This window comes from Mesorhizobium sp. 131-2-1 (assembly GCF_016756535.1).
Taxonomy (GTDB): Bacteria; Pseudomonadota; Alphaproteobacteria; order Rhizobiales; family Rhizobiaceae; genus Mesorhizobium.
Genome location: NZ_AP023247.1, coordinates 2,949,154 through 2,973,727, shown reverse-complemented (window position 1 = coordinate 2,973,727; position 24,574 = coordinate 2,949,154). Strand labels below are relative to the sequence as shown.

At 65.2% G+C, this 24,574-nt stretch carries 19 protein-coding genes; 11 read left to right on the top strand and 8 right to left on the bottom strand.

The annotated features are described in order from the left end of the window. Nucleotides 1–88: 88 nt before the first annotated feature. The 3 genes from JG743_RS14270 to JG743_RS14260 all read right to left on the bottom strand — a co-directional run bounded on the left by JG743_RS14270 (nucleotide 89) and on the right by JG743_RS14260 (nucleotide 3,350). Nucleotides 89–1,447 carry an FAD-binding oxidoreductase gene (locus tag JG743_RS14270; RefSeq protein ID WP_244673137.1) on the bottom strand — a complete coding sequence of 453 codons (1,359 nt, stop codon included), beginning with the start codon at nucleotides 1,445–1,447 and terminating at the stop codon, nucleotides 89–91. After that, complete coding sequence (locus tag JG743_RS14265; RefSeq protein WP_202301424.1) at nucleotides 1,444–2,883, bottom strand: UbiA family prenyltransferase; 1,440 nt, start codon at nucleotides 2,881–2,883, stop codon at nucleotides 1,444–1,446. Before JG743_RS14265 ends, JG743_RS14270 begins: the two co-directional genes overlap by 4 nt. Nucleotides 2,884–3,086: 203 nt before the next feature. Beyond that, a complete protein-coding gene (locus tag JG743_RS14260; RefSeq protein WP_006335571.1) occupies nucleotides 3,087–3,350 on the bottom strand; it encodes a hypothetical protein in 264 nt (87 codons plus the stop codon). Nucleotides 3,351–3,539: 189 nt separating this feature from the next. Between JG743_RS14260 and JG743_RS14255 the strand changes: the two genes are divergently transcribed. Further along, entirely contained in the window at nucleotides 3,540–3,971 is a 432-nt protein-coding gene (locus tag JG743_RS14255) for a hypothetical protein (RefSeq protein ID WP_202301422.1), read from the top strand. Nucleotides 3,972–4,011: 40 nt separating this feature from the next. On the opposite strand, the gene JG743_RS14250 is transcribed toward JG743_RS14255, so the two are convergent. Continuing rightward, nucleotides 4,012–6,501: a mechanosensitive ion channel family protein gene (locus tag JG743_RS14250; RefSeq protein ID WP_202301420.1), complete on the bottom strand. Its 2,490-nt coding sequence runs from the start codon at nucleotides 6,499–6,501 to the stop codon at nucleotides 4,012–4,014. A gap of 195 nt (nucleotides 6,502–6,696) precedes the next feature. Here JG743_RS14250 and JG743_RS14245 point away from each other — a divergent pair, with 195 nt between their 5' ends. The 5 genes from JG743_RS14245 (at nucleotide 6,697) to JG743_RS14225 (ending at nucleotide 13,408) form a co-directional block, all read left to right on the top strand. After that, on the top strand, nucleotides 6,697–7,956 hold the full coding sequence (locus tag JG743_RS14245; protein WP_202301418.1) for a sarcosine oxidase subunit beta: 1,260 nt from the start codon (nucleotides 6,697–6,699) through the stop codon (nucleotides 7,954–7,956). A gap of 12 nt (nucleotides 7,957–7,968) precedes the next feature. Next, entirely contained in the window at nucleotides 7,969–8,265 is a 297-nt protein-coding gene (locus JG743_RS14240; RefSeq protein ID WP_202301416.1) for a sarcosine oxidase subunit delta, read from the top strand. Next, nucleotides 8,262–11,255, top strand: coding sequence for a sarcosine oxidase subunit alpha (locus JG743_RS14235; protein WP_202301414.1), 2,994 nt, complete (start codon nucleotides 8,262–8,264; stop codon nucleotides 11,253–11,255). The genes JG743_RS14240 and JG743_RS14235 overlap by 4 nt, the downstream gene beginning before the upstream one ends. After that, complete coding sequence (locus JG743_RS14230) at nucleotides 11,248–11,835, top strand: sarcosine oxidase subunit gamma (protein WP_202301412.1); 588 nt, start codon at nucleotides 11,248–11,250, stop codon at nucleotides 11,833–11,835. The genes JG743_RS14235 and JG743_RS14230 overlap by 8 nt, the downstream gene beginning before the upstream one ends. A gap of 130 nt (nucleotides 11,836–11,965) precedes the next feature. After that, nucleotides 11,966–13,408 carry an MFS transporter gene (locus tag JG743_RS14225; protein WP_202301410.1) on the top strand — a complete coding sequence of 481 codons (1,443 nt, stop codon included), beginning with the start codon at nucleotides 11,966–11,968 and terminating at the stop codon, nucleotides 13,406–13,408. Between the two features lie 24 nt (nucleotides 13,409–13,432). On the opposite strand, the gene JG743_RS14220 is transcribed toward JG743_RS14225, so the two are convergent. Beyond that, nucleotides 13,433–14,137: a nitroreductase gene (locus JG743_RS14220; protein WP_202301408.1), complete on the bottom strand. Its 705-nt coding sequence runs from the start codon at nucleotides 14,135–14,137 to the stop codon at nucleotides 13,433–13,435. 236 nt (nucleotides 14,138–14,373) lie between these two features. On the opposite strand from JG743_RS14220, the gene JG743_RS14215 reads away from it, so the two are divergent. From JG743_RS14215 to JG743_RS14195, 5 genes are read left to right on the top strand one after another with little or no spacing between them, the layout of a single operon-like run. Continuing rightward, nucleotides 14,374–14,961 (top strand): helix-turn-helix domain-containing protein, encoded by a 588-nt coding sequence (locus tag JG743_RS14215; RefSeq protein WP_202301406.1) that lies wholly within the window; start codon nucleotides 14,374–14,376, stop codon nucleotides 14,959–14,961. 16 nt (nucleotides 14,962–14,977) lie between these two features. Continuing rightward, entirely contained in the window at nucleotides 14,978–17,431 is a 2,454-nt protein-coding gene (locus JG743_RS14210; protein ID WP_202301404.1) for a GcvT family protein, read from the top strand. Beyond that, a complete protein-coding gene (locus JG743_RS14205) occupies nucleotides 17,428–18,327 on the top strand; it encodes a homocysteine S-methyltransferase family protein (protein ID WP_202301402.1) in 900 nt (299 codons plus the stop codon). The genes JG743_RS14210 and JG743_RS14205 overlap by 4 nt, the downstream gene beginning before the upstream one ends. Continuing rightward, a complete protein-coding gene (locus tag JG743_RS14200) occupies nucleotides 18,327–19,508 on the top strand; it encodes a pyridoxal phosphate-dependent aminotransferase (protein WP_202301400.1) in 1,182 nt (393 codons plus the stop codon). Before JG743_RS14205 ends, JG743_RS14200 begins: the two co-directional genes overlap by 1 nt. Then, on the top strand, nucleotides 19,505–21,952 hold the full coding sequence (locus tag JG743_RS14195) for a GcvT family protein (RefSeq protein ID WP_202301398.1): 2,448 nt from the start codon (nucleotides 19,505–19,507) through the stop codon (nucleotides 21,950–21,952). The genes JG743_RS14200 and JG743_RS14195 overlap by 4 nt, the downstream gene beginning before the upstream one ends. Before the next feature lie 46 nt (nucleotides 21,953–21,998). Here the strand turns inward: JG743_RS14195 and JG743_RS14190 are convergent, their stop codons facing one another. From JG743_RS14190 to JG743_RS14180, 3 genes are read right to left on the bottom strand one after another with little or no spacing between them, the layout of a single operon-like run. Beyond that, on the bottom strand, nucleotides 21,999–22,586 hold the full coding sequence (locus JG743_RS14190; protein ID WP_202301396.1) for an NAD(P)H-dependent oxidoreductase: 588 nt from the start codon (nucleotides 22,584–22,586) through the stop codon (nucleotides 21,999–22,001). After that, a complete protein-coding gene (locus tag JG743_RS14185) occupies nucleotides 22,586–23,167 on the bottom strand; it encodes an NAD(P)H-dependent oxidoreductase (RefSeq protein WP_202301394.1) in 582 nt (193 codons plus the stop codon). The genes JG743_RS14190 and JG743_RS14185 overlap by 1 nt, the downstream gene beginning before the upstream one ends. An 8-nt stretch (nucleotides 23,168–23,175) precedes the next feature. Next, nucleotides 23,176–24,573 (bottom strand): FAD-binding oxidoreductase, encoded by a 1,398-nt coding sequence (locus JG743_RS14180; protein WP_202302614.1) that lies wholly within the window; start codon nucleotides 24,571–24,573, stop codon nucleotides 23,176–23,178. Nucleotide 24,574 lies beyond the last annotated feature (1 nt).

Sequence of the window (24,574 nt, the reverse complement as noted above, 5' to 3'; positions counted from 1 at the left end):
ACCTGCAAAAATTTCGTGAAACCACGTGACTGTTTCGAGTAAACCCTGGTCTTAACGTTTTGTTTACCATGATTTATTCGAGTTCTACCTAATCCGCCGCCTCTGCCGTCCCTCGCCTTTCATCCAATTTCTTTGCCGTCCGTACCCAGAAGTCGGACATGAATGCGGGGTCGCGCAACGTCTCCAGCCGCTGCCAGTCCGGGAAGGACGCCGCGAAGGTCTCGGCGCCCATGCGCGCGTCCTTGTAGGGGTTGACCGCGCCGCCCGCCTCGACCGTGATGCGGTCGAGTTCGGAGAGCAGCCTGAGTGTCTTGTCGCCCCGGTTGGGGAAGTCGAGCGTCAGCGTGTAACCGGGCCTCGGAAACGACAGCAGCGCCGGCGAGCGGACTTTGCCGAAGCGTTTCAGCACGGTGAGGAACGACCCTTGTCCGGCGCGCCTTACCGCCTCCAGCAGTGCCGGCACAGCATGCCGCGCGGTCTCCTCCGGCACCACGCTCTGGTGCTGGAAAAGGCCTTTCGGCCCGTAGAGCCGGTTCCAGTCGCCAACACCGTCGAGCGGAAAGAAGAAGCCCTGGTAGCCAACCTGGCGCGGCGCCGGCGACCGCCCCTTCTTCCACCGGTAAGCGGCGTTGAAGACGGTGAGGAATGGCCGGTTGAGCACATTGAACGGCGGCTGCAGCGGCACCGAAAGGCGGGCGCCGGCGCGGGTCGCCGTGTGCGAGCCATGCTCGGCATGGTTGCCGGTGAACAGCAAGCCGCGCCCTCGCTCATGTCCGTGGGCGAGCTGGTCGATCCAGGCGACGGCATATTCATTGGCCTGGTCGGCCGCCTCGGCGAGCTCGAAGAATTCGCCGAGATCGCGAAATGGCGTCGCCGTCTCGACGATGTCGAGCGAGGGCACCCGCATCAGCCGGATCGAGGCCGACAGGATCAGCCCGGTCAGCCCCATGCCGCCGATGGTTGCCCGGAACAGCCGCGCATTGTCCGTCGAGGAGCAGCGATAGGTCCTGCCGTCCGAACGCAGCAACGTCAGCGATTCGACATGGCAGCCGAACGTGCCGCGCCGGTGATGGTTCTTGCCGTGGACGTCGTTGGCAATCGCCCCGCCGAGCGTCACGAGTTGCGTGCCGGGAACCACCGCCGGGAAGAAGCCGTAGGGTGCTGCATGGGCGATGATGTCGGACAGAAGCACGCCGGCATCGGCCTCGACCACGCCTGTCTCGGCATTGAAGGCGCGGATGTGGTTGAGCGGCCGCATGTCGGCCACCGAGCCGCCCTTGTTCTGGCAGGTGTCGCCATAGGAACGGCCATTGCCATAGCCGAGCAGCGAGCCCGGCTTGGCCGCACCGCTCTTCAGCAGCGCGATGGCATCGTCGGCCGGTATGGAATGGCGTGCCGGAGGCGTCGCCAGCCCGAAACTGCCGAAACGTTCGCCGCCCCTGATCACCAGCCCCAGCCTCCCGCGACCAGAAGGGCGGCGCCGATGGCGACAACGATCTGGCTGCGCCAGTCGCTGATGATGAAGACGACCGGATCGTCGTGCATCTCATCGCGGCGCGCGAGGATCCAGACACGCATGGTTAGGTAGAGCACGATCGGCGCCAGCGGCCACATCACCCATGGATGCGGATAGAGTTCGCGCACTGCGACGCTGTCCATGTAGAGCGCGAGCACTAGGGCCGAGGAGAAGGCGGAGGCCATGCCGGCCTGGGCGACGATCTCCTGATCCTCGGTGCGGTAGCCGCGGCCGGCAATGCGTTCACCCGGTGGAATGGCGGTGGTGCGCAATTCGACGAAGCGCTTCACCAGAGCCAGCGACAGGAAGAAGAAGATCGAGAAGGCGAGCAGCCAGAAGGAGACGTCGACGCCGGTAGCCGCGGCACCCGCCATCACCCGGATCGTGTAGAGGCCGGCCAGCGTCAGCACATCGACCAGGAGCATGCGCTTGAACGACAGCGAATAGGCGGTGGTGACGACCATATAGCCGCCGAGCACGCCAAGGAATTCTATCGGCAGCAACAGACCGGCGGCGATGCCGACGGCGATCAGCGCCACCATCGCGCCGAAGCCGAACGGGATCGACAGCGCGCCGCTGGCGAAGGGGCGGCTGCGCTTGGTCGGATGCTTGCGGTCGAGCGCGAGGTCGAAGAAGTCGTTGAGGATGTAGATGGCGGAAGCCGTCGCGCTGAAGGAGATGAACGCCAGCACACATTCCCAGATCATGTCGATGTTGAAGTACTCGTGCGACAGCACCATCGGCACCGCGATCAGCGCATTCTTCAGCCATTGATGCACGCGCAGCATCTTGACGAACGTCTTCAAGGTCGGCTTCGGCGCCGCGACCGTTTCGGCGTCATGCGCGGCCTGCCAGCGCGCGGCCTGGCGGTCGGGCGCCACCACGATCGCGCTGCGCGCGGCGTCGAAGACCTGGAGGTCATGCCGGCTGTTGCCCGCATAGTCGAAGCCGCCGTCGCCATAGGCGGCGACCAGCGAGTCGCGTTTCCTGCCTGAGGTCATGTTGTGCGGACCATCGGTTGCCAGGACGCGCTCGAATATGCCCAGATGCGAGGCGATCGCCTCGGCGAACTTGCGCGGCGTGCCGGTCGCCAGCACGATCTTGCGACCTTCCCGATGCTCGGTGCGGAGCCGATCGAGCAGCGCCTCGCGATAAGGCAGCGAAGCCGGATCGATGTCGATGCGGGCCGCGATCTCCTGCTTCAGCCTGGCCGGCCCGCCGGCCAGCCAGAACGGCACCAGGAAGACATAGAGCGGATTCTGCTTGAGAAGGATGAACAGGCCTTCCCACAGAAGATCGGTTGCAATCAGCGTGCCGTCGAGATCGACCGCAAGCGGAATTGCGTTCCTGTCCGACCGCGCGTCCATGATTTACTGCCCTGCCTGATCCTTCGCGCCGTGTTTGGCGTCTTCGGATCGGATATAGCGGGAGATGACGCAGCGAACGTTAAAACGTCAGGTTGCGGCCAGGCTGTGCCGTGGTATTTCCCCGGTCATTGTTAAACAACTGCTACCGGAAACAATAAAAGGCCGGGCACTTGGCCCGGCCTTCGCGAGAGATGCTGCCCGGTTTACTTGATGCGGGCGACGCCGCCCGAGATCTCGACCGTTTCCGAGCCGGTAAGGGCTTCAAGGTCACCGTTCGGCAAGGTGACGAAACAGCCGTTCGGGCAGAATTCCACGGTTTCGCCGGCGGCCAACGCCAGCTCCGTCTTGCCGCCGCCCTCGGTCACGATCAGCGTCCGTGTTTCGGCGTCCTTGTTGACCGCGCTGGCGGCGAAAGCCGACCCGCCCACGGCAAGAAAAGCGATGGCGGCGACGACAGACTTCCACATTTGCAATATCGGTGTTTCCACACCGCCTTCTTGTTGCATTTGCAAGGCATTCTCGCCCTTTGCATGCGAGCTTATATGAGATCGAAGCTGAACCGCAACTGAATGCCGCATTCATGCCGCAATTGGCTTTCGGAGCGTTGATGCGCCGCGTCGGCCAGTTCTGACTCGGCTGTCACGGGAACTAAACAGATGAACCGCAAAGAGCCTTACCCCTACCCCCAGCACACCAACCGCGAGCTGGAGATGATGCTTGCAGGGACCAAGCCCTTTGCCGTGTTCGTACACGAGCGCATCGACGGCTTTGAAAAGTCCGATGCATTGGCCAATCAAGACTTCGCAACTCATGTTGCCAACGGAAAGCTGTCCGAGCATGTCCGGACGGTTGAAAGGAAAGGACTGGGCGGGACCCTGATCAAGATCGACTATTATTTCTATGCCCTCGAAGGCGAAGAATGGAGGGTGGCAAGCTATTGGTTGCTTCTCGAACTTCTGCATCGCGGCGCCTGGTGCCCGCAGTTGGAGTGGCTGGAGGGGAAGCTTCTCGGATATACCGATGAGCAGAACCGGTATCACCTCTCACGAATGTATCCCGTCGCAGAGATCGACCGGCTGGGCTTCTGATCCCGTTTGCACCCGTCAGGTCTTGCCTGAATTCTAAGTCTCAATCCGGATCGGGTTTGCTGCCTTTGCGCCTCGACTTCGCCTGGCGCGCCTTCTCGATCGCGGCTTCAGCCTCCGCTTGCTCCTTCTCGGCGAAGTCGGCCTCCATCTTGTCGTCGTCGAGCGGCCATGCCTCGGCCTTCTTCGCTTCGACCACTGCGCGCGGGGTCGAGGGGATTTCGATATGCTCGCTGTTGAACTCATCGAAGATGGCAAAGCGGATGTCGTTCTGCACGATGTTGCCGTTCAGGATGTCGGCGAGGAACACCCGTATCTCGAATTCGAGCGCGGCGGTGCCGAAATTGGCGAACAGCACGAACGGTTCGGGGTTTTTCAGCACCAGCGGATGGCTGCGCGCGATGTCGAGCAGAAGCGCATGCACCCGCTTGACGTCGCTGCCATAGGCGACGCCGACCTTGATGTCGATCCGGCCGAGCTTGTTGCGGTGCGTCCAGTTGCCGACCGCGTTGTTGATCAGGTTCGAGTTGGGCAGGATCACCGACTGCCGCTGGAACGTCTCGATCTCGGTGGCGCGCACGCTGATCTTCTTGACCGTGCCGGTGGTGTCGCCGGCGACGATCCAGTCGCCGACCTTGAACGGACGCTCGGCAAGCAGGATCAGGCCGGAGACGAAGTTCGACACCACATTCTGCAGGCCGAAGCCGATACCGAGCGACAGGGCGCCGGCAACGAGTGCCAGGTTTGACAGGTCGATGCCGGCCGCCGAGATGCCGACGAGGCCGGCAACGGCGACGCCGGCATAGCCGACCGCCAGCCGGATCGAGTTGCGCACCCCGGTATCGACCCTGCCGCGCGCCATCACCGAGCCGTCGAGCCAGCCCTGGAACCAGCGCGTCAGGAAATAGCCGATGACGAAGACGACGATGCCGCTAAGGATGCCGGTGAACGAGATCGTCACCGAGCCGATGGTGACGCCCGTCGCCAGCTTGTAAGCCCACGCCTGGATGTCGCCGGGTTGGAACCCCCACATCAGCAGGATCAGCGGCAGGAACACCAGCACGATCATCAGGTTGATGGCGATGCTGACGACGAGGCCGAGCTGGTCGAGCGCGGTTTCGTCATAGCTGGAATTGGCGGTCAGCCAGCGACCGACCGACGTATCGGCGAAGCCGCCCTCCTCGCCGATCGCCCGTGCCGACAGGAAGCCGATATAGGCGGTGACGAGCACGGTGCCGGTGACCACCACCTGCAGCGAGACGAACAGCGCAAGGCCGATATAGCCGAGCAGCGCCGCCGCGATGGTGAACAAACCGAGCGCGATGGCGGTGACGCGAAGCCAGGCCGGCCACGGGCGCCATGTTCCATCGCGCGCCCGGAACGGCTTCAGCAGACCCATCAGGATCAGGATGACGCCGACGATGATGGTCGCAACGAAGCTGCGCGCGATGGTCAGCGACAGCGGCGAGCCCATCTTGTCGTTGACCACGGACAGGAAATTGTTGAAGCCGATGACCACCGCCATCGCCGTCGTCAGCCGCACCAGCCAGCGCGCCGGACCGGTCTCGACCGGGATCAGGCGCCAGTTCGGCAGGCGCGGCTCGAGCGCGGCGTTGGTCAGCCGGTTGACGCAGAACACCACCGCGATGACGGCGAGCAGCGCATTGAGGAAGACGCCGATGTCGCCGCGCAGCACATTGTAATAGTTGAAGAAGAACACGGTCGAGGCGAGGAAGACCGCGAGCGCCGCGGACGGCAGCAGCGTCGACCAGAACGCCACGGAAAGCCGGCTGAGATAGGACGGCTCCTCGACGGACGGGTCGGCTTCGAAGATGCGCCCGAACAGGCGCCGCCCGCCGACCAGCAGCACCGCCGCCAGTCCCAGCGCCATCAGGGCCGCGGCGAGGACGGCCTGGAGTTTGAATTTGAAGGCGAAGGTCAGCCAGGACGAGACGGCCTTGTAAAGGCCGGTGAATTGCTCGTGCGCATCGGAAAAGGCCTGCGGACTGAGCGCGTCCGTCAGTTCGTAGCGTTTGGCAAGGAAATTGCGGAAAAGGTCGCTGCGCATGACGCCGATCTTGTCGATCAGCCCGTTGATGCGGATCGACAGGTTTTGTGCGCCGGCGATGACGGCGTTGATCTCGGCCTTTTCGGCGGCCAGCGCGCCGCGCTCGTTGGTGACGATCGCCGGCTCCTGCGGCTGCCCCTGCGCCGGCGGCGGGCCAAGCACGTCGATCCGATTGTTGATGTCGGCAAGGCGCGAGCGGAAGGCCAGTGCGCTGTTCAGCGCCGCCCGCGACAGATCCTCGAGCTGCAGGCGGATGTCGACAAGTGCCGCGTCGTCCTCGGCGTCGTCGGCGACCTTCTTTTCGAGACCATCGGTCTTGGCCGTCAGATCCTGGACGACCTTCTGCTGGTCGGCGATCAGTTGCGCCGAACCCTGGCCGATCGCCTGCGCCATTGCATCGAGCGAAGGCTGCGCGCAAACGGCGAGCATCAGAACCAGGATCAGGCGAAGCAATCGGAAGAACATGACGTTGATGGCGACTCGCTGCCGAAAAGACTTCGAAAATTTCGTTCTTGATAAAGACCGCCATACCCCGCGGCAAGCCGTCCCCGGTCAGGCAAGTGGAAGTCGGCCAGTCGAAAAGCGATGGCGCAATCTTGGCTTTGCGCCCGCCGCCTGCTCTATAGTCTGCCGCATCGCACAAACCGGACGACATGAAACATGGCGGAATATTCGGCCTTTTCGCTCCTCAAGAACGCGCTCAGCGGCAACAAGGACTGGAAGCCGGCCTGGCGCAAGCCGGACCCGAAGGCATCCTACGACGTGATCGTCATCGGCGGTGGCGGGCACGGCCTGTCGACCGCCTACTACCTCGCCAAGGAGCACGGCATCACCAATGTCGCGGTGCTGGAGAAGGGCTGGCTGGGCTCAGGCAATGTCGGCCGCAACACCACCGCGGTGCGCTCGAACTACCTTTTGCCTTCCAACACCCGCTTCTACGAGCATTCGATGAAGCTTTGGGAAAACCTCTCGCACGACCTGAACTACAACGTCATGTTCTCGCAGCGCGGCTGTCTGAACCTGGCGCATACGCCCGCCCAGTTCGACGACTATGCCAGGCGCGGCAACGCCATGCGCCATCTCGGCGTCGATGCCGAGCTGATGACCGTCGACCAGATCAAGCGGCTCGTGCCGGCGCTCGACGTTTCCGGCTCGGCGCGGTTCCCTGTCATTGGCGGCCTGATGCAGCGGCGCGCCGGCAGCGCCCGCCACGATGCGGTGGCCTGGGGCTATGCGCGCGGTGCCGACCGGCGCGGCGTCGACATCGTCGAGAATTGCGAGGTCACCGGCTTCCTGCGCGACGGCGACCGCATCACCGGCGTGTCGACGACGCGCGGCGAGATCCGGGCCAAGAAGGTGGCGCTCGCCGTTGCCGGCAGCACCGGCCGCGTCATGCAGCTGGCCGGCATCGACAAGATGCCGATCGAGAGCCATGTGCTGCAGGCCTTCGTGTCGGAATCGCTGAAGCCGATCATCGACACCATCCTGACCTTCGGCATGGGCCACTTCTACATCTCGCAGTCCGACAAGGGCGGCCTGGTCTATGGCGGCGACCTCGACGGCTACAACAGCTATGCCCAGCGCGGCAGTCTGCCGATCGTCGATGAGGTGATGAGCGAGATGCTGGCGCTGTTCCCCGGCCTGGCGCGCGTGCGCATGCTGCGCTCCTGGGGCGGTCTCTGCGACATGACAATGGACGGCTCGCCGATCATCACCGCCGGCCCGCTGCCTGGCATGTATCTCAATTGCGGCTGGTGCTACGGCGGCTTCAAGGCGACGCCGGCCTCCGGCTTGTGCTTTGCCTGGACCATCGCCAAGGACGAGCCGCACGAGCTCAACGCGCCCTTCACGCTCGACCGCTTCTATCGTGGCCTCGTCATCGACGACAAAGGCCAGGGCGCGACGCCTCGGCTGCATTAGGGTTGAAACAAGATGCTTATCACATGTCCCTATTGCGGCCCGCGCGACGTCATCGAGTTCACCTACCAGGGCGACGGCAACCGCCAGCGCCCGCAACCCAACTCGCAGGACCTCGACGCCTGGAACGCCTATGTCTACGACCGGCTGAACCCGGCCGGCGACCATAATGAGATCTGGCAACATTCCGGCGGCTGCCGCGCCCATGTCAGGGTCGTGCGCAACACGCTGACGCATGAAATTTCCAGCACGGCCTTCGCGCATGGCGGCCACAAATCCGCCACCCGGCACAGGACGGAGGCCAAGTCGTGAGCCCGCGTCGCGCCGAGACCGGCGGCCGGACCGACCGGCTGCGCACCATCCGCTTCACCTTCGACGGTGTGTCCTATACCGGCCATGCCGGCGATACGCTGGCCTCGGCGCTGCTCGCCAACGGCGTGACGCTGTTCGGCCGCTCGTTCAAGTACCATCGCCCGCGCGGCGTGCTCACCGCCGGCGTCGAGGAACCGAACGCGCTGGTGACGGTGCTGCGCGGCGAGGTCCGCGAACCGAACATCGCGGCCACGATGGTCGAGATCTATGACGGGCTCACCGCCGTTAGCCAGAACCGTTTCCCCTCGCTCGCCTGGGACGTCAGCGCGGTCAATCAGCTCGGCGGCAAACTCCTGTCGGCCGGCTTCTACTACAAGACCTTCATGGGGCCGGCGATCGGCCCGCTGAAGGGCACCCGCTTCTGGATGTTCTGCGAGCATTTCATCCGCCGCGCCGCCGGTCTGGGCAGGGCTGGCACCGCCGCCGATACGTCGCGCTACGAGCGCATGAACGCCTTCTGCGACGTGCTGGTGGTCGGCTCCGGCCCGGCCGGGCTGACGGCCGCGAAGGCGGCCGCCGACCAGGGCGCGCGCGTCATCCTTGCCGAGTTGGATCCACGTTTCGGCGGCTCGGCCAACTGGTCCGGCGAGACGATCGACGGCATGCCGGCGGCCGACTGGGCGGCGCGCGTCGCCGGCCAGCTCGAAGGCAACGACAATGTGCGGCTTTTGCCGCGCACCACGGTCTGGGGCTATTATGACGGCAACACGCTTGCCGCGCTCGAGCGGGTCAGCGACCACAAGGAGAGCCCGGCCAAGGGCGAGCCGCGCCATCGATACTGGGCGATCCGCGCCAAAACGGTGGTGCTTGCCACCGGCTCCTTCGAACGGCCACTGGTTTTCCCCGGCAATGACCGGCCGGGCGTCATGCTGGCGCATGCCGCGGAGCGCTACGCCAACGAATATGGCGTGCTGCCCGGCGAGAGGATTGCCCTGTTCACCAACAATGACAGCGCCTACCGTTCGGCCCTGGCACTGAGGAAGGCAGGGGCCGCGATCGTCGCCATCGTCGACGTCCGCCCCGACCTGTCGGACGAAATGCGCCGACTGGCCACCGAGGCCGAGGCGGAGATCCTGTCCGGCCATGCCGTGGTCGCCACCGAGGGTGGCAAGGCGCTGTCCGGCCTCAAGGTGCAGCGCTTCGACATGCTGAGCGGCGCGCTCGCCGGCGACGCGCGCAGCATCCACGCCGACTGCCTGCTGATGTCGGGCGGCTGGTCGCCGACGATCCACCTCGCCAGCCAGGCCGGCGCGAAGGCTGAGTGGGACCCGGCCAGGCAGGCCTTCCTGCCGCCGAAGCCGACGCAACGCTGGATCGGCGCCGGCGCCTTCACTGGCAGTTTCTCGACCGCGGAGGCCATCGCCGAAGGCCGCACCGCCGGCGTCGCCGCAGCCGGCGGCACAGATGCGCCGGCGGCCTTGCCGGACGTCGAAGCCGCGCCCGGCGAGCCAGACCCGGCGCCGGTGTTCGAGATCAAGGCGAAAGGCAAGAGCTTCGTCGATTTCCAGCACGACGTGACGGCCGAAGACGTGCGGCTGGCGCATCGCGAGGGCTTCGTCTCGGTCGAGCATCTCAAGCGCTACACCACGCTTGGCATGGCCACCGACCAGGGCAAGAGTTCGAACGTGCCGGGCCTCGCCATTATGGCCGAGGCGCTCGGCAAGCCGATCCCCGACGTTGGCACGACGCGCTTCCGCCCGCCCTACACGGCGGTGTCGATCGGCTCGCTGGCGGCCGAGCGGTTCGGCGACCTCAAGCCGGAGCGACTGACGCCGATGCATGACTGGCACATCGCCAATGGCGCGAGGATGTATGCGGCGGGCCTCTGGTACCGGCCGATGATCTACGGCCTTGCCGGCGAGACGGTCGAGCAGGCCTATGTCCGCGAAGCCAAGGCCACGCGCGAGAGCGCCGGCATCGTCGACGTCTCGACGCTGGGCAAGATCGCCGTGCAGGGACCGGACGCGGCGGAATTCCTCGACCGCGTCTACACCAACATGTTTTCGACGCTCGCCGTCGGCAAGGCCCGCTACGGCCTGATGCTGCGCGAGGATGGCCTTGCTTTCGACGACGGCACCACCTGGCGGCTCGGCGAGCAGGATTTCCTGATGACCACCACCACCGCCAACGCCGGCAAGGTGATGCAGCATCTGGAATATTTCCTCGACGTCATCTGGCCGGAGCTGAAGGTCACCGTCACCTCGGTCACCGACGAATGGGCGGGCGCCGCCATCGGCGGGCCGAAGGCGAGAGCCATCCTTGCGGCCTGCGTCACCGGAACCGCCGTCGACAACGCCACCCTGCCCTTCATGGGCATCGTCCATGGGCAGATCGCGGGCGTCCCGGTGATGATCTGCCGTCTCTCCTTCTCCGGTGAAATGGCCTTCGAGGTCTATTCCGGCGCCGGCTACGGCACCCACGTCTGGGAGGCGCTGATCGCGGCCGGCAGGCCGTTCGGCCTGGTCACCTACGGGCTCGAGGCTCTGGGCACGATGCGCATCGAGAAGGGCCATGTCACCGGCGCCGAGATCGACGGCCGCACCACGGCGCGCGACCTGCACCTCGACTGGATGCTGTCGAAGAAGAAGCCCTTCATCGGCTCGGCCATGATGGATCGCGAGGGCCTGATCGCGTCGGACCGGCTGCAACTGGTCGGCCTGGTCTCGCTCGACAATCGCCCGTTCAACGGCGGCGCGCACATCGTCGAGGAACTGGACGAAGCCAGTCCGCACGATTCGATCGGCCACATCACCGCCTGCTGCTATTCGCCGGCGCTCGGCAAGCATATCGCGCTGGCGCTGGTCAAGGCCGGCAAGGCCAGGCGTGGCACGCGCGCATTCGTCTCCGACCCGCTGCGCAACCGCTTCGGGCCGATCGAGATCGTCTCCAACCACTTCTACGACCCGGACGGGAGCCGCATGCATGGTTGAACGTCAATCTCCGCTCGAGCCGGAGTACCACGCGGGCTCGCACGGCAATTTCGAACATGGCGTCGATGTCATCCTGTCCGAGACGCGGCCGGGCTCGATCCTGCAGCTCGCAGCATGGCCGGGCGAGGAGAAGCGGCTTATGTCGGGCATATACAAGGTTGCTGGCCTTGCCCTGCCCGACGGCGCCGGCGGCGGCGTCACCAGCGGCGCCAGATCGGCATTCGGCTTCGCGCCCGGCAAGTTCACCGTTGTCGACGACGCCGAGGGCCTTGCGGCCGCGTTCAGCGGCGTCATCACGCCGGACATAGGCACCGTCACCGACCTGTCGCATGGCCGCACCGCCATCCGCATCGCCGGCCCCAAGGCCGAATGGGTGCTGGCGAAGTTCTTCGCCATCGATTTCGCCCTGCCGGCCTTCCCGGTCGGCGCCGGCCGCTCGACCACCCATCACGACGTGTTCGCGCAGATCCAGCGCACCGGCGCCGATCAGTTCGACATCTATGTCTTCCGCTCCTTCGCCCGCTCCTTCTGGAAGGCGCTGTGCCACGCCAGCGAGGAAGTCGGCTACGAGGTGCAGTAGCGCTGGCTGGCACTACGGACGGCCACAACTGCTGCTTGAGGCCTGGGCCAGCCGGGCCGATAGATAGGCAATCACGGGCCTTTGCCGCAGCAGGTGCCCGTCCAGGCAACCAGTTCGACCATATCCTCCCATGACTGCAGAGACTTCGGCGACGGCCACGACCCGCTTTGCATCGGCGGGCGAGGCGTCGATGCTGTTGCCGGCGACGGTCGCCTGCGGCGTCTTCATGACTAGCCTCGACCAGAATGTCGTGGTGACCGCGCTGCCCGGCATCGGCGAAAGCCTCGCCCGCCCGCCAAGCCAGCTCGGCCTTCTGATCACCGTCTATGTCGCCAGCCTGATCATCTCGATGCCGCTCGGCGGCTGGGCGGCGGACCGCTTCGGCCTGCGCAACGTCTATTGCTTTGCCCTGCTCGTCTTCGCCAGCGCATCGGCGCTCTGCGGCCTGTCGGAAAACATCTGGATGCTCGTCGCCTCGCGGGCCCTGCAGGGTTTCGGCGGCGCGCTGACGGGCACGCTCGGCCAGGTGGTGATCCTGTCGAGCTTCCCGCGTGACCGCACGCTCAAGATCAACATGTACATCTCGCTCGCCGGCCAGTCGGGACCATTGGTCGGGCCGCTGGTGGGCGGCGCGCTCACCACTTACGTGTCGTGGCGCTGGATCTTCTACATCAACATCCCGATCGCGCTGACCGCGGCGCTGCTGGCTGCCTCGCTGTTTCCCTCGACGACCAAGCCGGTCCGCACGCCGTTCGACTTTCCGGGCTTCCTGCTGGTTGGCAGTGGCATGGCGCTGCTTGTCTTCGGCATGGATTCGCTCGCCGCGAAGGATGCCGCCGCCGGCATCATCGCCGCCGAGCTCGGACTGGCGATCGCCATCCTCACAGTCGCGGCCCTCTATTGCCTGCGCACCCGCAACCCGCTGCTTGACCTCAACCTCTTGCGCATCCGCACCTTCCGCATCAGTTTCCTCACCGGCGGCGGCCTCGACACGATCGGCCTGAGTTCGGTCGTCTTCCTGTTGCCGCTGATGTTCCAGCTCGGCTTCGGCATGAGCGCGGTGCAGGCCGGATCGCTGACCTTCATCGCCGCGATCGGCTCGCTTCTGATGCGCTTCTTCATGCCCCGCATCCTGAACCGTTTCGGCTTCAGGCGCGTGCTGGTCACCAACACGCCCATCGTCGCCTGCCTTGTCGCGGGCTTCGCCCTGATGCAGGCAAGCCTGCCAGCATGGATCGTGCTCGCCTACATTTTCACCTTCGGCGTCTTCCGCTCGGTGCAATGGGCTTCAACCGGGAACCTTTCCTATTCGGATATCGCGCCGGAGCAGTTCGCCCGCTTCAGCGCGCTCTATTACATCCTCTGGCAGCTTGCGGTGGCGATCAGCGTCGGCCTGGCAGCGGCGTTGTTGTCGCTGCTCGCCGGCGGCAGCCAGGCCAGCGTCAACGACTTCCGCATCCTGTTCTTGATCGAGGGCCTGATCACGCTCTGCGCACTGTTTGCGTATCTGCGGCTGACACCGCAGGACGGCGCCCATGTCAGCGGCCACGGCGCGCATATGAACACCGAGTAGGCCGGGGGCTCGAGCAGGCGACCCTTACTCGCTGAACGTAACCCAGTCTTCCAGCGGCGCGCGGTCGGTGCGGAACTCGTTCTCGGGCTTGGACTTGTCCTCGTAGCCCAGCGCCATGCCGCAGACGACGATCTCCTCGTCTGGGATGTTGAGCACCGGGCGGATCTGCCGATGGTAGGGCGCGAAGGCCGCCTGCGGACAGGTATGCAGGCCCCTGCCCCGCGCCGCCACCATGATGTTTTGCAGGAACATACCGTAGTCGATCCACGATCCCTTGTTCAGCCGGCGGTCGACGGTGAAGATCATACCGACGGGCGCATCGAAGAAGACGAAGTTGCGGTCGTGCTGCGCCCGCATCCTGTCGACCTCGCGCCGGCCGATGCCGAGGGCGCCATAGAGACCGAAGCCATTCGCCCGGCGACGGGTGAGATAGGGCTCGAAGAACTGGTCTGGATAGTAGCGGTACTCGTCCCATTCGGCCTTTTCGGCGCGGATGCCGGAACTGAGGATGGCGTCGGAGATGCGCTGCTTGACCTCGCCCTTGGTCACATAGACCCGCCACGGCTGCATATTGGTGCCCGAAGGCGCGCGCGAGGCAACGGAAAGGATGTCGCGGACCGTCTCGTCGTCGACCATGTCCGGCAGGAAGGCGCGCACCGAGCGGCGCGACGTGATCGCCTCGTCGACGATCGCCGCATCCTTGGCAATCCGGCTGTTGTTTTCCAGCATGGGTCGTCCCTTTGCGCGTGACCGGGAACCGAAACCGGCTCCCGCGAAGGACCACGCACAGACTCCTTGAAACCTGGTCCCCGACCGGACGTCCCCATTCGCCGTTCGTCGCCGAGCCTTTGCATGAACCGCAAAAAACGCGCAAGCAAATCTTGTGGGGCTATGAAAATCCCCTTGATTTTTTCATGCAGTTGCCCTCTCATGAAATTTATCTGCAATTTTTCATCGGAAGGCCGATGGTCTCAACCGCTCCCAGGCCGGAACAGGACAATGGCGAGCGGTTGCTGGCCGGCGACATCCGTGCGCTGCGCAAGGCGCGCGGGCTGACGCTGGCCGAGATCGGCATGAAACTCGGCCGCTCCGTCGGCTGGGTCAGCCAGGTCGAGCGCGGCCTGTCGGTCCCTTCGCTCGGCGACCTCAGGGCTTTCGCCGACCTGTTCGGCGTGCCGATCAGCCTGTTCTTCAGCCATGACGTGCCCGTCGAGAAGGAGCGCGGCGTGGTCGTGCGCGCCGGCAGCCGCCGCTCGCTTGGCACAAGCGAATCCGGACTTGTGGAGGAGCTTCTGTCGCCCGATCTCGGCGGTAGCTTCGAGATGCTTCGCTCGGTCTTCGCGCCGGGCGCCGAACTGAAGGCCGAGGCGCGCCGTCCGACCGAAGAAGCCGGCTATGTCGTGTCGGGAGTTTTCGAGATCGAGATTGCCGGCGCCTGGCACCGGCTCGGCGAAGGCGACTCGTTCCGCTTCGAGGGCAAGCCGTTCCGCTGGCGCAATCCGGGTACCGAGCCGGCGGTGGTCATCTGGGTGGTGTCGCCGCCTGTCTACTGATTGAAAGGGAAGAAGCATGGCCGGTTTGCCGACCACGGCACGCGTGGTGATCATCGGAGGCGGTGTCGTCGGCGCCTCCTCGCTCTACCACCTTTGCAAGGCGGGCTGGACCGATTGCGTGCTCCTGGAAAAGAACGAGCTGACCTCCGGCTCGACCTGGCATGCCGCCGGCAACGTGCCGACCTTCTCCTCGTCTTGGTCGCTGATGAACATGCAGCGCTATTCGACCGAGCTTTATCGCGGCCTCGCCGACGCGGTCGACTATCCGATGAACTACCACGTCACCGGCTCGCTCAGGCTCGCCCACACGAAAGAGCGCATGCAGGAGTTCCAGCGCGCCAAGGGCATGGGCCGCTACCAGGGCATGGACATCGACGTCGTCGGGCTGGACGAGATCAAGCGCCGCTATCCCTTCATTGAAACGCATGAGTTGAAAGGCGCGCTCTACGACCCGAGCGACGGCGACATTGATCCGGCCCAGCTGACCCAGGCGCTCGCCAAGGGCGCTCGCGACATGGGGGCAAAAATCATCCGCTTCTGCCCGGTCACCGGTGTTCGTCGTGAGAACGACGAATGGGTGGTCGCGACACCGCAAGGCGAAATCCGCTGCGAGATCGTCGTGAACGCCGCCGGCTATCGCGCCGCCGAGGTTGGAAAAATGTTTGGCCGCGAAGTGCCGATGATGGTGATGAGCCATCAGTACATATTGTTCGAGGAAATCCCCGAGCTTGCCGCCTGGTCCAAGGAACAGGGCAAGAAACTGCCGCTGCTGCGCGACGTCGACACCTCCTACTACCTGCGCCAGGAAAAGACCGGCATGAATCTCGGCCCTTATGAGCGCAATTGCCGCGCGCATTGGGCGACCCACAACGATCCGATGCCGGAGGATTTTTCCTTCCAGCTCTTCCCCGACGACCTCGACCGGCTGGAGCACTACCTCGCCGACGCCGTCGCGCGCGTGCCGATCCTCGGCACCGCCGGCCTCTCCAAGGTGATCAACGGGCCGATCCCCTACGCGCCGGACGGCAACCCGCTGATCGGGCCGATGCCTGGCGTGCCGAACGCCTTCGAGGCCTGCGTCTTCACCTTCGGCATCGCCCAGGGCGGCGGCGCCGGCAAGGTGCTGGCCGAGTGGGTCACACAAGGTCAGACCGAATGGGACATGTGGTCCTGCGATCCGCGCCGCTTCACCAGCTTTGCCTCGGCGCCCGATTATTGCGTCGCCAAGGGCATGGAGATCTACGGCAACGAGTATGCCATCCAGTTCCCGCGCCATGCCTGGCCGGAGGGTCGCAACCGCAAACTGTCTCCGCTGCATGATCGCATCAAGGCACTTGGCGGCCGGTTCGACGCCTATAATGGCTGGGAACGCGCCACCTGGTACGCCAAGCCGGGCGACGACACCTCGGAGGAATCCACCCTCACCTTCCGCCGCGACGGGCCGTGGCAGCACCGCGTGCGCGAGGAATGCCTGGCGGTGCGCGATGCCGCCGGCATCCTCGACCTGCCCGGCTTCTCGCGCTTCAACCTCGAAGGTCCGGGCGCCGCCGACTGGCTGGCGCTGCAGGTCACCGGCCTGGTGCCAAAATCCGGCCGCATCGGCCTTGTCTATTTCTCCGACGACAAGGGCCGCATCGTCACCGAAATGTCGGTCGTGCGCCACGGCGAGGAGCAGATGACGCTGATCACCGCCGCGGTGGCGCAATGGCACGATTTCGAATGGCTGAAGTCACGCATGCCGGTGGACGCGGCCTTCACCGTGACCGACCGCACCGAGGCGTATTCCACCCAGATCCTCGCCGGCCCGAACTCGCGCAAGATCCTTGCCGAGGGCTGCCACGCCGATCTTACGCTTCCCTGGCTGACGCATCAGGAAACGACGATCGCCGGGCGCTGGGCGAAGCTGGTGCGTGTCTCCTTCGCCGGCGAGCTCGGCTGGGAGATCCACACCAAGGTCGCCGATACGGCAACGGTCTTCGATGCCGTCTGCTCCGCCGGACAAAACCACGGGCTGAAGCCGTTCGGCATGTATGCGCTGGATTCGCTCCGGCTCGAAAAAGGCTACCGCGCCTGGAAGGGCGATCTTTCGACCGACTATTCGATCCTGCAGGGTGGGCTGGAGCGCTTCGTCAAATGGGACAAGCCTGACTTCTGCGGCAAGGCGGCACTGCTCAACGAAAAGCAGCAGGGCGTGAAGAAGCGCTTTGTCACTTTGGTCGTCGAGGACCCCGGTGATTGCGACGCGCCCTATATGTCGACGCTCTGGCATGACGGCAGGATCGTCGGCGAGACGACGTCGGGCGGCTGGGGTCATCGCATCGACAAATCGATCGCACTCGGCATGCTGCGCGCCGACCTCGCCGAGCCGGGCACCCCGGTGGAGGTCGAGATCTTCGGCGACCGCTTCAAGGCGGTGGTGCAGAAGGACGAGCCGCTCTGGGATCCGAAGAATGAAAGACTAAGGGCATGAAGTCCGTAATCCTCACCGACGGCGGCATGGGCCAGGAACTGGTCCGACGCAGCAAATCCGAGCCGACGCCACTGTGGTCGGCCAGGGTGCTGATCGACGAACCGGATCTGGTGCGCGACCTGCATGCGGAGTTCATCCAGGCGGGCGCCCGCGTCATCACCATCAACACCTATTCCGCGACGCCGGAGCGCCTGGCGCGCGAGGGTGCGGAAGACCTGTTCAAGCCGCTTCAGGCGCGCGGCATTGAACTCGCCAGGCAAGCTTGCGAACAAGCCGGCGATGCGGCAATCGCCGGCTGCCTGTCGCCTCTGTTCGGCAGCTACGCGCCGGCGCTGACCATCTCCTTCGAGGAGACACTCGATACCTATCGCCGCATCGTCGCCGAGCAGGCCGATGGCGTCGACCTCTTCCTGTGCGAGACCATGGCCTCGGCCGACGAGGCGCGCGCCGCCGTCACGGCGGCGAGCGAAAGCGGCAAACCCGTCTGGGTGTCGTGGACGCTCGCGGACCACGGCACACCGCGCCTGCGCAGCGGCGAAGCGATAGCCGCCGCGTCGGCCGCGCTCGGTGACCTGCCGGTCGCGGCCAGGCTGGTCAATTGCTGCCGGCCGGAAGCCGTCAGCGCCGCACTGCCCGAACTGATCGCGCTTGGCGGTCCGGTCGGCGCCTATGCCAACGGCTTCACCGCGGTCGAGGCGCTGAAGCATGGCGGCACGGTCGACGTGCTGCATGCCCGCCACGACCTCGACCCCGAGGCCTATGCCGGCCAGGCCATCGGTTGGGTCGAGGCCGGCGCCCATATCGTCGGCGGCTGCTGCGAGGTCGGCCCCGCCCATATCGCCGCCCTGCGCGACCGGCTCGAGCGGGCCGGTCACAGAATCTCGGGAGTTCAATGATGCCCAGACCCTCATCGCGCATTGCCGGCATCGTGCCTTCGGGCAAGGACGGCTGGGAGGTGCATTTCGCCGCCTGGACTCGCAAGCAGGCCGGCGAGGACATCATCATGCTGTCGGTCGGCGACCACGACTTCGACACGCCTTCGGAAACCATTGAGGCCTGCGTGACGGCGGTTCGCGCCAGCAACCACCACTACACGCCGCTGCCCGGCCTGCCGCGCCTGCGCAAGGCGATGGCGGCGACCTCCACCGCCTGCGCCGGCGTCGCCACGGAGCCCGACCAGGTCATCGCCACACCAGGCGGACAGGCGGCGCTTTATGCCGCCGTGCAGGCCGTGCTCGACCCCGGCGACCATGCCATCGTCGTCGCGCCCTATTACGCCACTTATCCCAATACCTTCAGCGCCGCCGGCGCCGACTTCACCGTTGTCGAGACGCCGGCCGAGGACGGCTTCCAGCCACGCGCCGACATGATCCGCGCCGCACTCAAGGCCAACACCCGCGCCATTCTGATCAACACGCCGAACAACCCGACCGGCGCCGTCTATTCGCGCGAGCGGCTGGAGGACGTGGCCAAAGTCTGCCGGGAGCATGATCTCTGGCTGCTGTCGGATGAGGTCTACTGGACGCTGGGTGGCGGCGAGCACATCTCGCCGCGTTCCCTGCCCGGCATGGCGGAGCGCACGCTGGTCATCAATTCGATGTCGAAGAGCCACGGCATGACCGGCTGGCGCATGGGCTGGCTGACCGGCCCCAGGGAAATGATCGCGCTGCTCATCAACCTCAACCTGGTGACGACCTACGGCCTGCCGGCCTTCATCTCGATCGCCTGCGCCGAAGCGCTCGAGAATGGCTATGGCGTCAAGGAGATCGCCGAGCGCTATGCCGGGCGGCGCACGCTGTTCCTCGAAGCGATCCGCGGCATGAACGACGTCACCGTGCGCGGCTCCGAGGGCGGCATGTATGTCATGCTCGACGTTTCGGCGATCGAGCCTGACGACGAGAAGTTCGCCTGGGCACTGCTCGACAAGGAAAGGGTCGGCGTCATGCCGGGTGCGAGCTTCGGCGAGGCTGCCGCCGGACACATCCGCGTCAGCCTCTGCCAGCCCGAGCCCATCCTCAAGGAGGCAGCGCTTCGCCTGCGCCGCTTCGCTTCCGCCTACCGCCGCGAGGCCGCATGAGTAAAAGCATTCCCAGCAAAGCCCGCGCCGTCATCATCGGCGGCGGCGTCTCCGGCTGCTCGGTCGCCTATCACCTGGCCAAGCTCGGCTGGACCGACATCGTGCTGCTCGAACGCAAGCAACTCACCTGCGGCACGACCTGGCATGCCGCCGGCCTGATCGGCCAGCTGCGTGCCTCGCAGAACATGACCCGTCTGGCGAAATATTCTGCCGACCTCTACGTCAAGCTCGAAGCCGAGACCGATGTCGGCACCGGCATGCGCCAGGTCGGCTCGATCACCGTGGCGTTGACCGAGGAGCGCAAGCACGAGATCTACCGGCAGGCCTCGCTGGCCCGCGCCTTCGATGTCGACGTGCGCGAGATTTCGCCGAGCGAAGTCAAGCAGATGTATCCGCATCTCAATGTGTCCGATGTGGTCGGCGCCGTGCATTTGCCGCTCGATGGCCAGTGTGACCCGGCCAACATCGCCATGGCGCTTGCCAAGGGCGCGCGCCAGCGGGGTGCCGCCATCATCGAAAACGTCAAGGTCACCAAGGTCCACACCAAGAACGGCCGTGTCTCCGGCGTATCCTGGGCACAGGGCGAAGAGCAAGGCACGATCGAGACCGACATCGTCGTCAACTGCGCCGGCATGTGGGCGCGCGAGCTCGGACGCCAGAACGGCGTCACCATCCCGCTGCACGCCTGCGAGCATTTCTACCTCGTCACCGAGCCGATCCCAGGACTGACCCGCCTGCCGGTGCTGCGCGTGCCGGACGAGTGCGCCTACTACAAGGAAGACGCCGGCAAGATGATGCTCGGCGCTTTCGAGCCCGTGGCGAAACCTTGGGGCATGGAGGGCATTCGCGAGGATTTCTGCTTCGACCAGCTGCCCGAGGACATGGACCATTTCGAGCCCATCCTCGAAATGGGCGTCAACCGCATGCCGATGCTGGGCACCGCCGGAATCCATACCTTCTTCAACGGCCCCGAAAGTTTCACGCCGGACGACCGCTACTATCTCGGCGAGGCGCCGGAGCTGTCAGGCTACTGGATGGCGACCGGCTACAATTCGATCGGCATCGTCTCGTCCGGCGGCGCCGGCATGGCGCTGGCGCAATGGATCAACGATGGTGAAGCGCCCTTCGACCTGTGGGAGGTCGATATCCGCCGCGCCCAGCCGTTCCAGAAGAACCGGCGCTATCTCAAGGAGCGCGTCTCCGAAACGCTCGGTCTGCTCTATGCCGACCATTTCCCCTACCGCCAGATGGCGACGTCGCGCGGCGTCCGCCGCTCGCCTCTGCATGAGCATCTGAAGGCGCGCGGCGCCGTGTTCGGCGAGGTCGCCGGCTGGGAGCGCGCCAACTGGTTCGCGCGTGACGGCCAGGAGCGCGAGTACCGCTATTCGTGGAAGCGGCAGAACTGGTTCGACAACCAGCGCGAAGAGCACCTCGCCGTCCGCAACGGCGTCGGCCTGTTCGACATGACCTCGTTCGGCAAGATCCGGGTCGAGGGCCGCGATGCCTGCGCCTTCCTGCAGCGGCTCTGCGCCAACGACATGGACGTCGCGCCGGGTAGGATCGTCTACACGCAGATGCTCAACGCCAAGGGCGGCATCGAGAGCGATCTAACCGTGTCGCGCCTGTCGGACACGGCTTACTTCCTCGTCGTGCCCGGCGCCACCTTGCAGCGCGACCTCGCCTGGCTGAGGCGCCACGTCGCCGACGAGTTCGTCGTCATCACCGACGTGACCGCGGCCGAGGCCGTGCTTTGCCTGATGGGGCCGGACTCGCGAAAGCTGATCCAGAAGGTGAGCCCGAACGACTTCTCCAACGAGGCGAACCCCTTCGGCACGTTCCAGGAGATCGAGATCGGCATGGGCCTCGCCCGCGCCCACCGCGTCACCTATGTCGGCGAGCTCGGCTGGGAGCTCTATGTCTCGACAGAGCAGGCAGCCCACGTCTTCGAGGCGATAGCCGATGCCGGCGCCGATGTCGGCCTGAAACTGTGCGGTCTGCATACGCTCGATTCCTGCCGCATCGAAAAAGCGTTCCGCCATTTCGGCCACGACATCACCGACGAGGACAATGTGTTGGAAGCCGGCCTCGGCTTCGCCGTCAAGACGGCCAAAAGCGGCTTCATCGGCCGCGACGCGGTGCTGCGGAAGAAGGAAGCCGGCCTGTCACGCCGGCTGGTGCAGTTCCGTCTGAAGGACCCGCAGCCCCTGCTCTTCCACAATGAGGCGATCTTGCGCGACGGCAGGATCGTCGGCCCGATCACATCGGGCAATTATGGCCACCATCTCGGCGGCGCCATCGGCCTCGGCTATGTGCCGTGCAAGGGCGAGAGCGAGGCGGACGTGCTGGCCTCGTCCTACGAGGTTGAGATCGCCGGCGAGCGTTTTGCGGCTGAAGCCTCGCTGAAGCCGATGTATGACCCGAAAGCCGAAAGGGTCAGAATGTAGCGCTATTCCCCTTCTCCCCTTGTGGGAGAAGGGAAAGCGACGCACTTCAAAACCGCTCCAGCTTCGCGCGCACCTTCGCCAAAAACGCCGCCCGGCTTTTCGGGGTCGAGGCATCCATCAGATAGTGCGCCAGAAAGAGCGTCCGGCAGCGCGGGGCGCAGAGCGCGCGCATGCCGCGCAGGATGGTCTTGCGGCCGGGTTGGCCGACGACGACGCTCCACCAGGTCGGTGCGCCGCAGGTGGTGATCACGCCGACCTTGGTGACATGCGTCATCAGCGACTTGATCCGCCCTTTGCCGGCCGGCAGCTTGAAGGCAACATCGGTCGCCCACACCCGGTCGAGCCAGCCCTTCAGCATCGCCGGCAGCCCGTACCACCAGGTCGGATAGACGAACAGGATAGCCTCGGCCCACATCAGATGATCGAAATGTGGCCTCAGTGCCGGATCCTGTGGCGCGCGCTCGTTGTAGAAACGCCGCTCCTCGCAGCTCATCACCGGATTGAAATTCTCGGCATAGAGGTCGAGCAGACGTACCTCCCAGCCCCTCGCCGTCAGCACCTCGATGACGCTGTCGCGGATCGAGGCGCAAAAACTCTCGGGCACCGGATGGCAATAGACCACCAGCACGCGCATCAGAATTGATCCATGCTGGCCGCGACCTTCGCCGTGAAGGCGTTGCGCGTCTCGTCGGTCGACAGGTTCATCGAATAATGCGCGAGGTAGGAGACGGGAGCGCCGGGCTTGATGGTGGCCCGCAGCATGCGCTTGACCACCTTGCGCGGTGGATCGCCCATCAGCATGGCCCGGAAGCGGCTGCCGCCATAGGTGGTGACGGCGGCCAGCTTGCCTATATTGTGCAGCGTCGGCTGCACCTTGCCGTCGACCAGCTTGAACGACACGCCGGGCAGGAAGACGCGGTCGAAAAAGCCTTTCAGGATCGCCGGATAGCCGTAGTTCCACACCGGGAACGACAGCACCAGCGCTTCCGCTCTTTGCAGCCTTTCGACATAGCCGGCCACGGCATCGCCCGGTCCGCGCTGGTCGTGGTAGCCGAGCCGTTCGGTCCGTGTGAGCCTGGGGTCGAAATCCTCGGCATAGAGGTCGCAATCGTCGATCGTGTGCCCCGCCGCGCTCAGCCGCTCGACGATCGTCCGGTGCAGGCCGGCATTGAAGCTGGTCTCGACCGGATGAGCGTAAAGGACGAGGATATTCATGCGTTGCCTTAGCCCGCCTTTTGCAGCCCCTTGAACAGGAACGACTTGCTCGAACGGTAGTCGTAGTCGGGGTTTTCCCAGGCGATCATCTTGCCGGGGTTGAGTAGCCCTTGCGGGTCGGTCTCGCGCTTGAAGGCGAGTTGGACATCGTCGGTACGCTTCATGCCGCCCTCTTCAAGCGTGTAGCGGTGCGGATTGAAGATCCAGCAGCCATTGTCCTCATGGATGCGGATGATCTCGTCCAGCCGCTCTTCCGTGGTGTAGCGCACCAGCGGCAGACCGGCGGCACCGATCGCGCCGTCGAAGCGGATGAATTCGAGATGCGCCGGCACCTCGTCGCCGAAGCGGTCGACCATCGCCTTGACGTGGGCGAGATGATCGGGCGACGGATAGCGCGCCTGCAGATAGGTGATCGTCGGATCGACCCGGATCGCCCGCAGCGTCGTGTGGTTCCAGGTCAGCTCATAGGCCGGCGGCAGACCCTTGAGGTCGGCCTCCTGGTCGGCCCGGAACACGACCTCGCCCTTGGTACTGCGCACGAAGGCAACGAAGGCGTCCATCGCATGCGGCGCGATCATGCACACCACGATGCTCTGTCCGCGGCGGAAGAATTTCTGGTGCCGCTTGAAATAGTCATAGGGGATGGGCGCGGCGATCGGCGTGATCAGCTTCGCCAATATGCCGTCCTGGACGGCGAGGTCGTTGCCGAAGCCGGCCGCCTCCATGAAATCGTCGAAGCCGACGATGACGTCGATCCAGTCATAGGAGGCGGTCAGCGGCATCTCGACCTCGGTGATGATGCCGTTGGTGCCGTAGGCGTGCATGACCTTGAGCACGTCCTCGCCGGTGAGCTCCATGACGCGCGGCTCCGCTTCCATCGTCACGGTCCTGAGCCGGATGACGTTGCCAAGGTCACGCAGACCGCCCCAGCGGATCGATCCGACGCCGCCCGAGCCGCCGGCGACGAAGCCGCCGATCGACGCCGTATTGTAGGTCGACGGTGACATGCGCAGCTCCTGGGCCGAATGGGCGCGCGTCGCCTTGTCGATGTCGGCCAGCACCGCGCCTGGTCCGGTCACCACGCGGCCCGGCGCGATCGCCTTGACCGCGTTCATCTCGGCGAGGTTCAGCACCACGCCGCCCGACAGCGGCATCGCCTGTCCGTAATTGCCGGTGCCGCTGCCGCGCGGCGTCACCGGAACGCCTTGGCGGTGGCAGGCGGCGAGCACGCGGATCACCTCGTCCTCGGTCTTCGGCGTGACGATCAGGTCGCCGGTGACATGATCGAGCTGCTGTTTCAGCACCGGGCTGTACCAGTAGAAGTCGCGGCTTTTCTGCTGGACGATTGCCGGATGGTCGTCGATCTTGAGCCCGTCGAGATCGCGCTTCAGCGCCGCAATATCCATT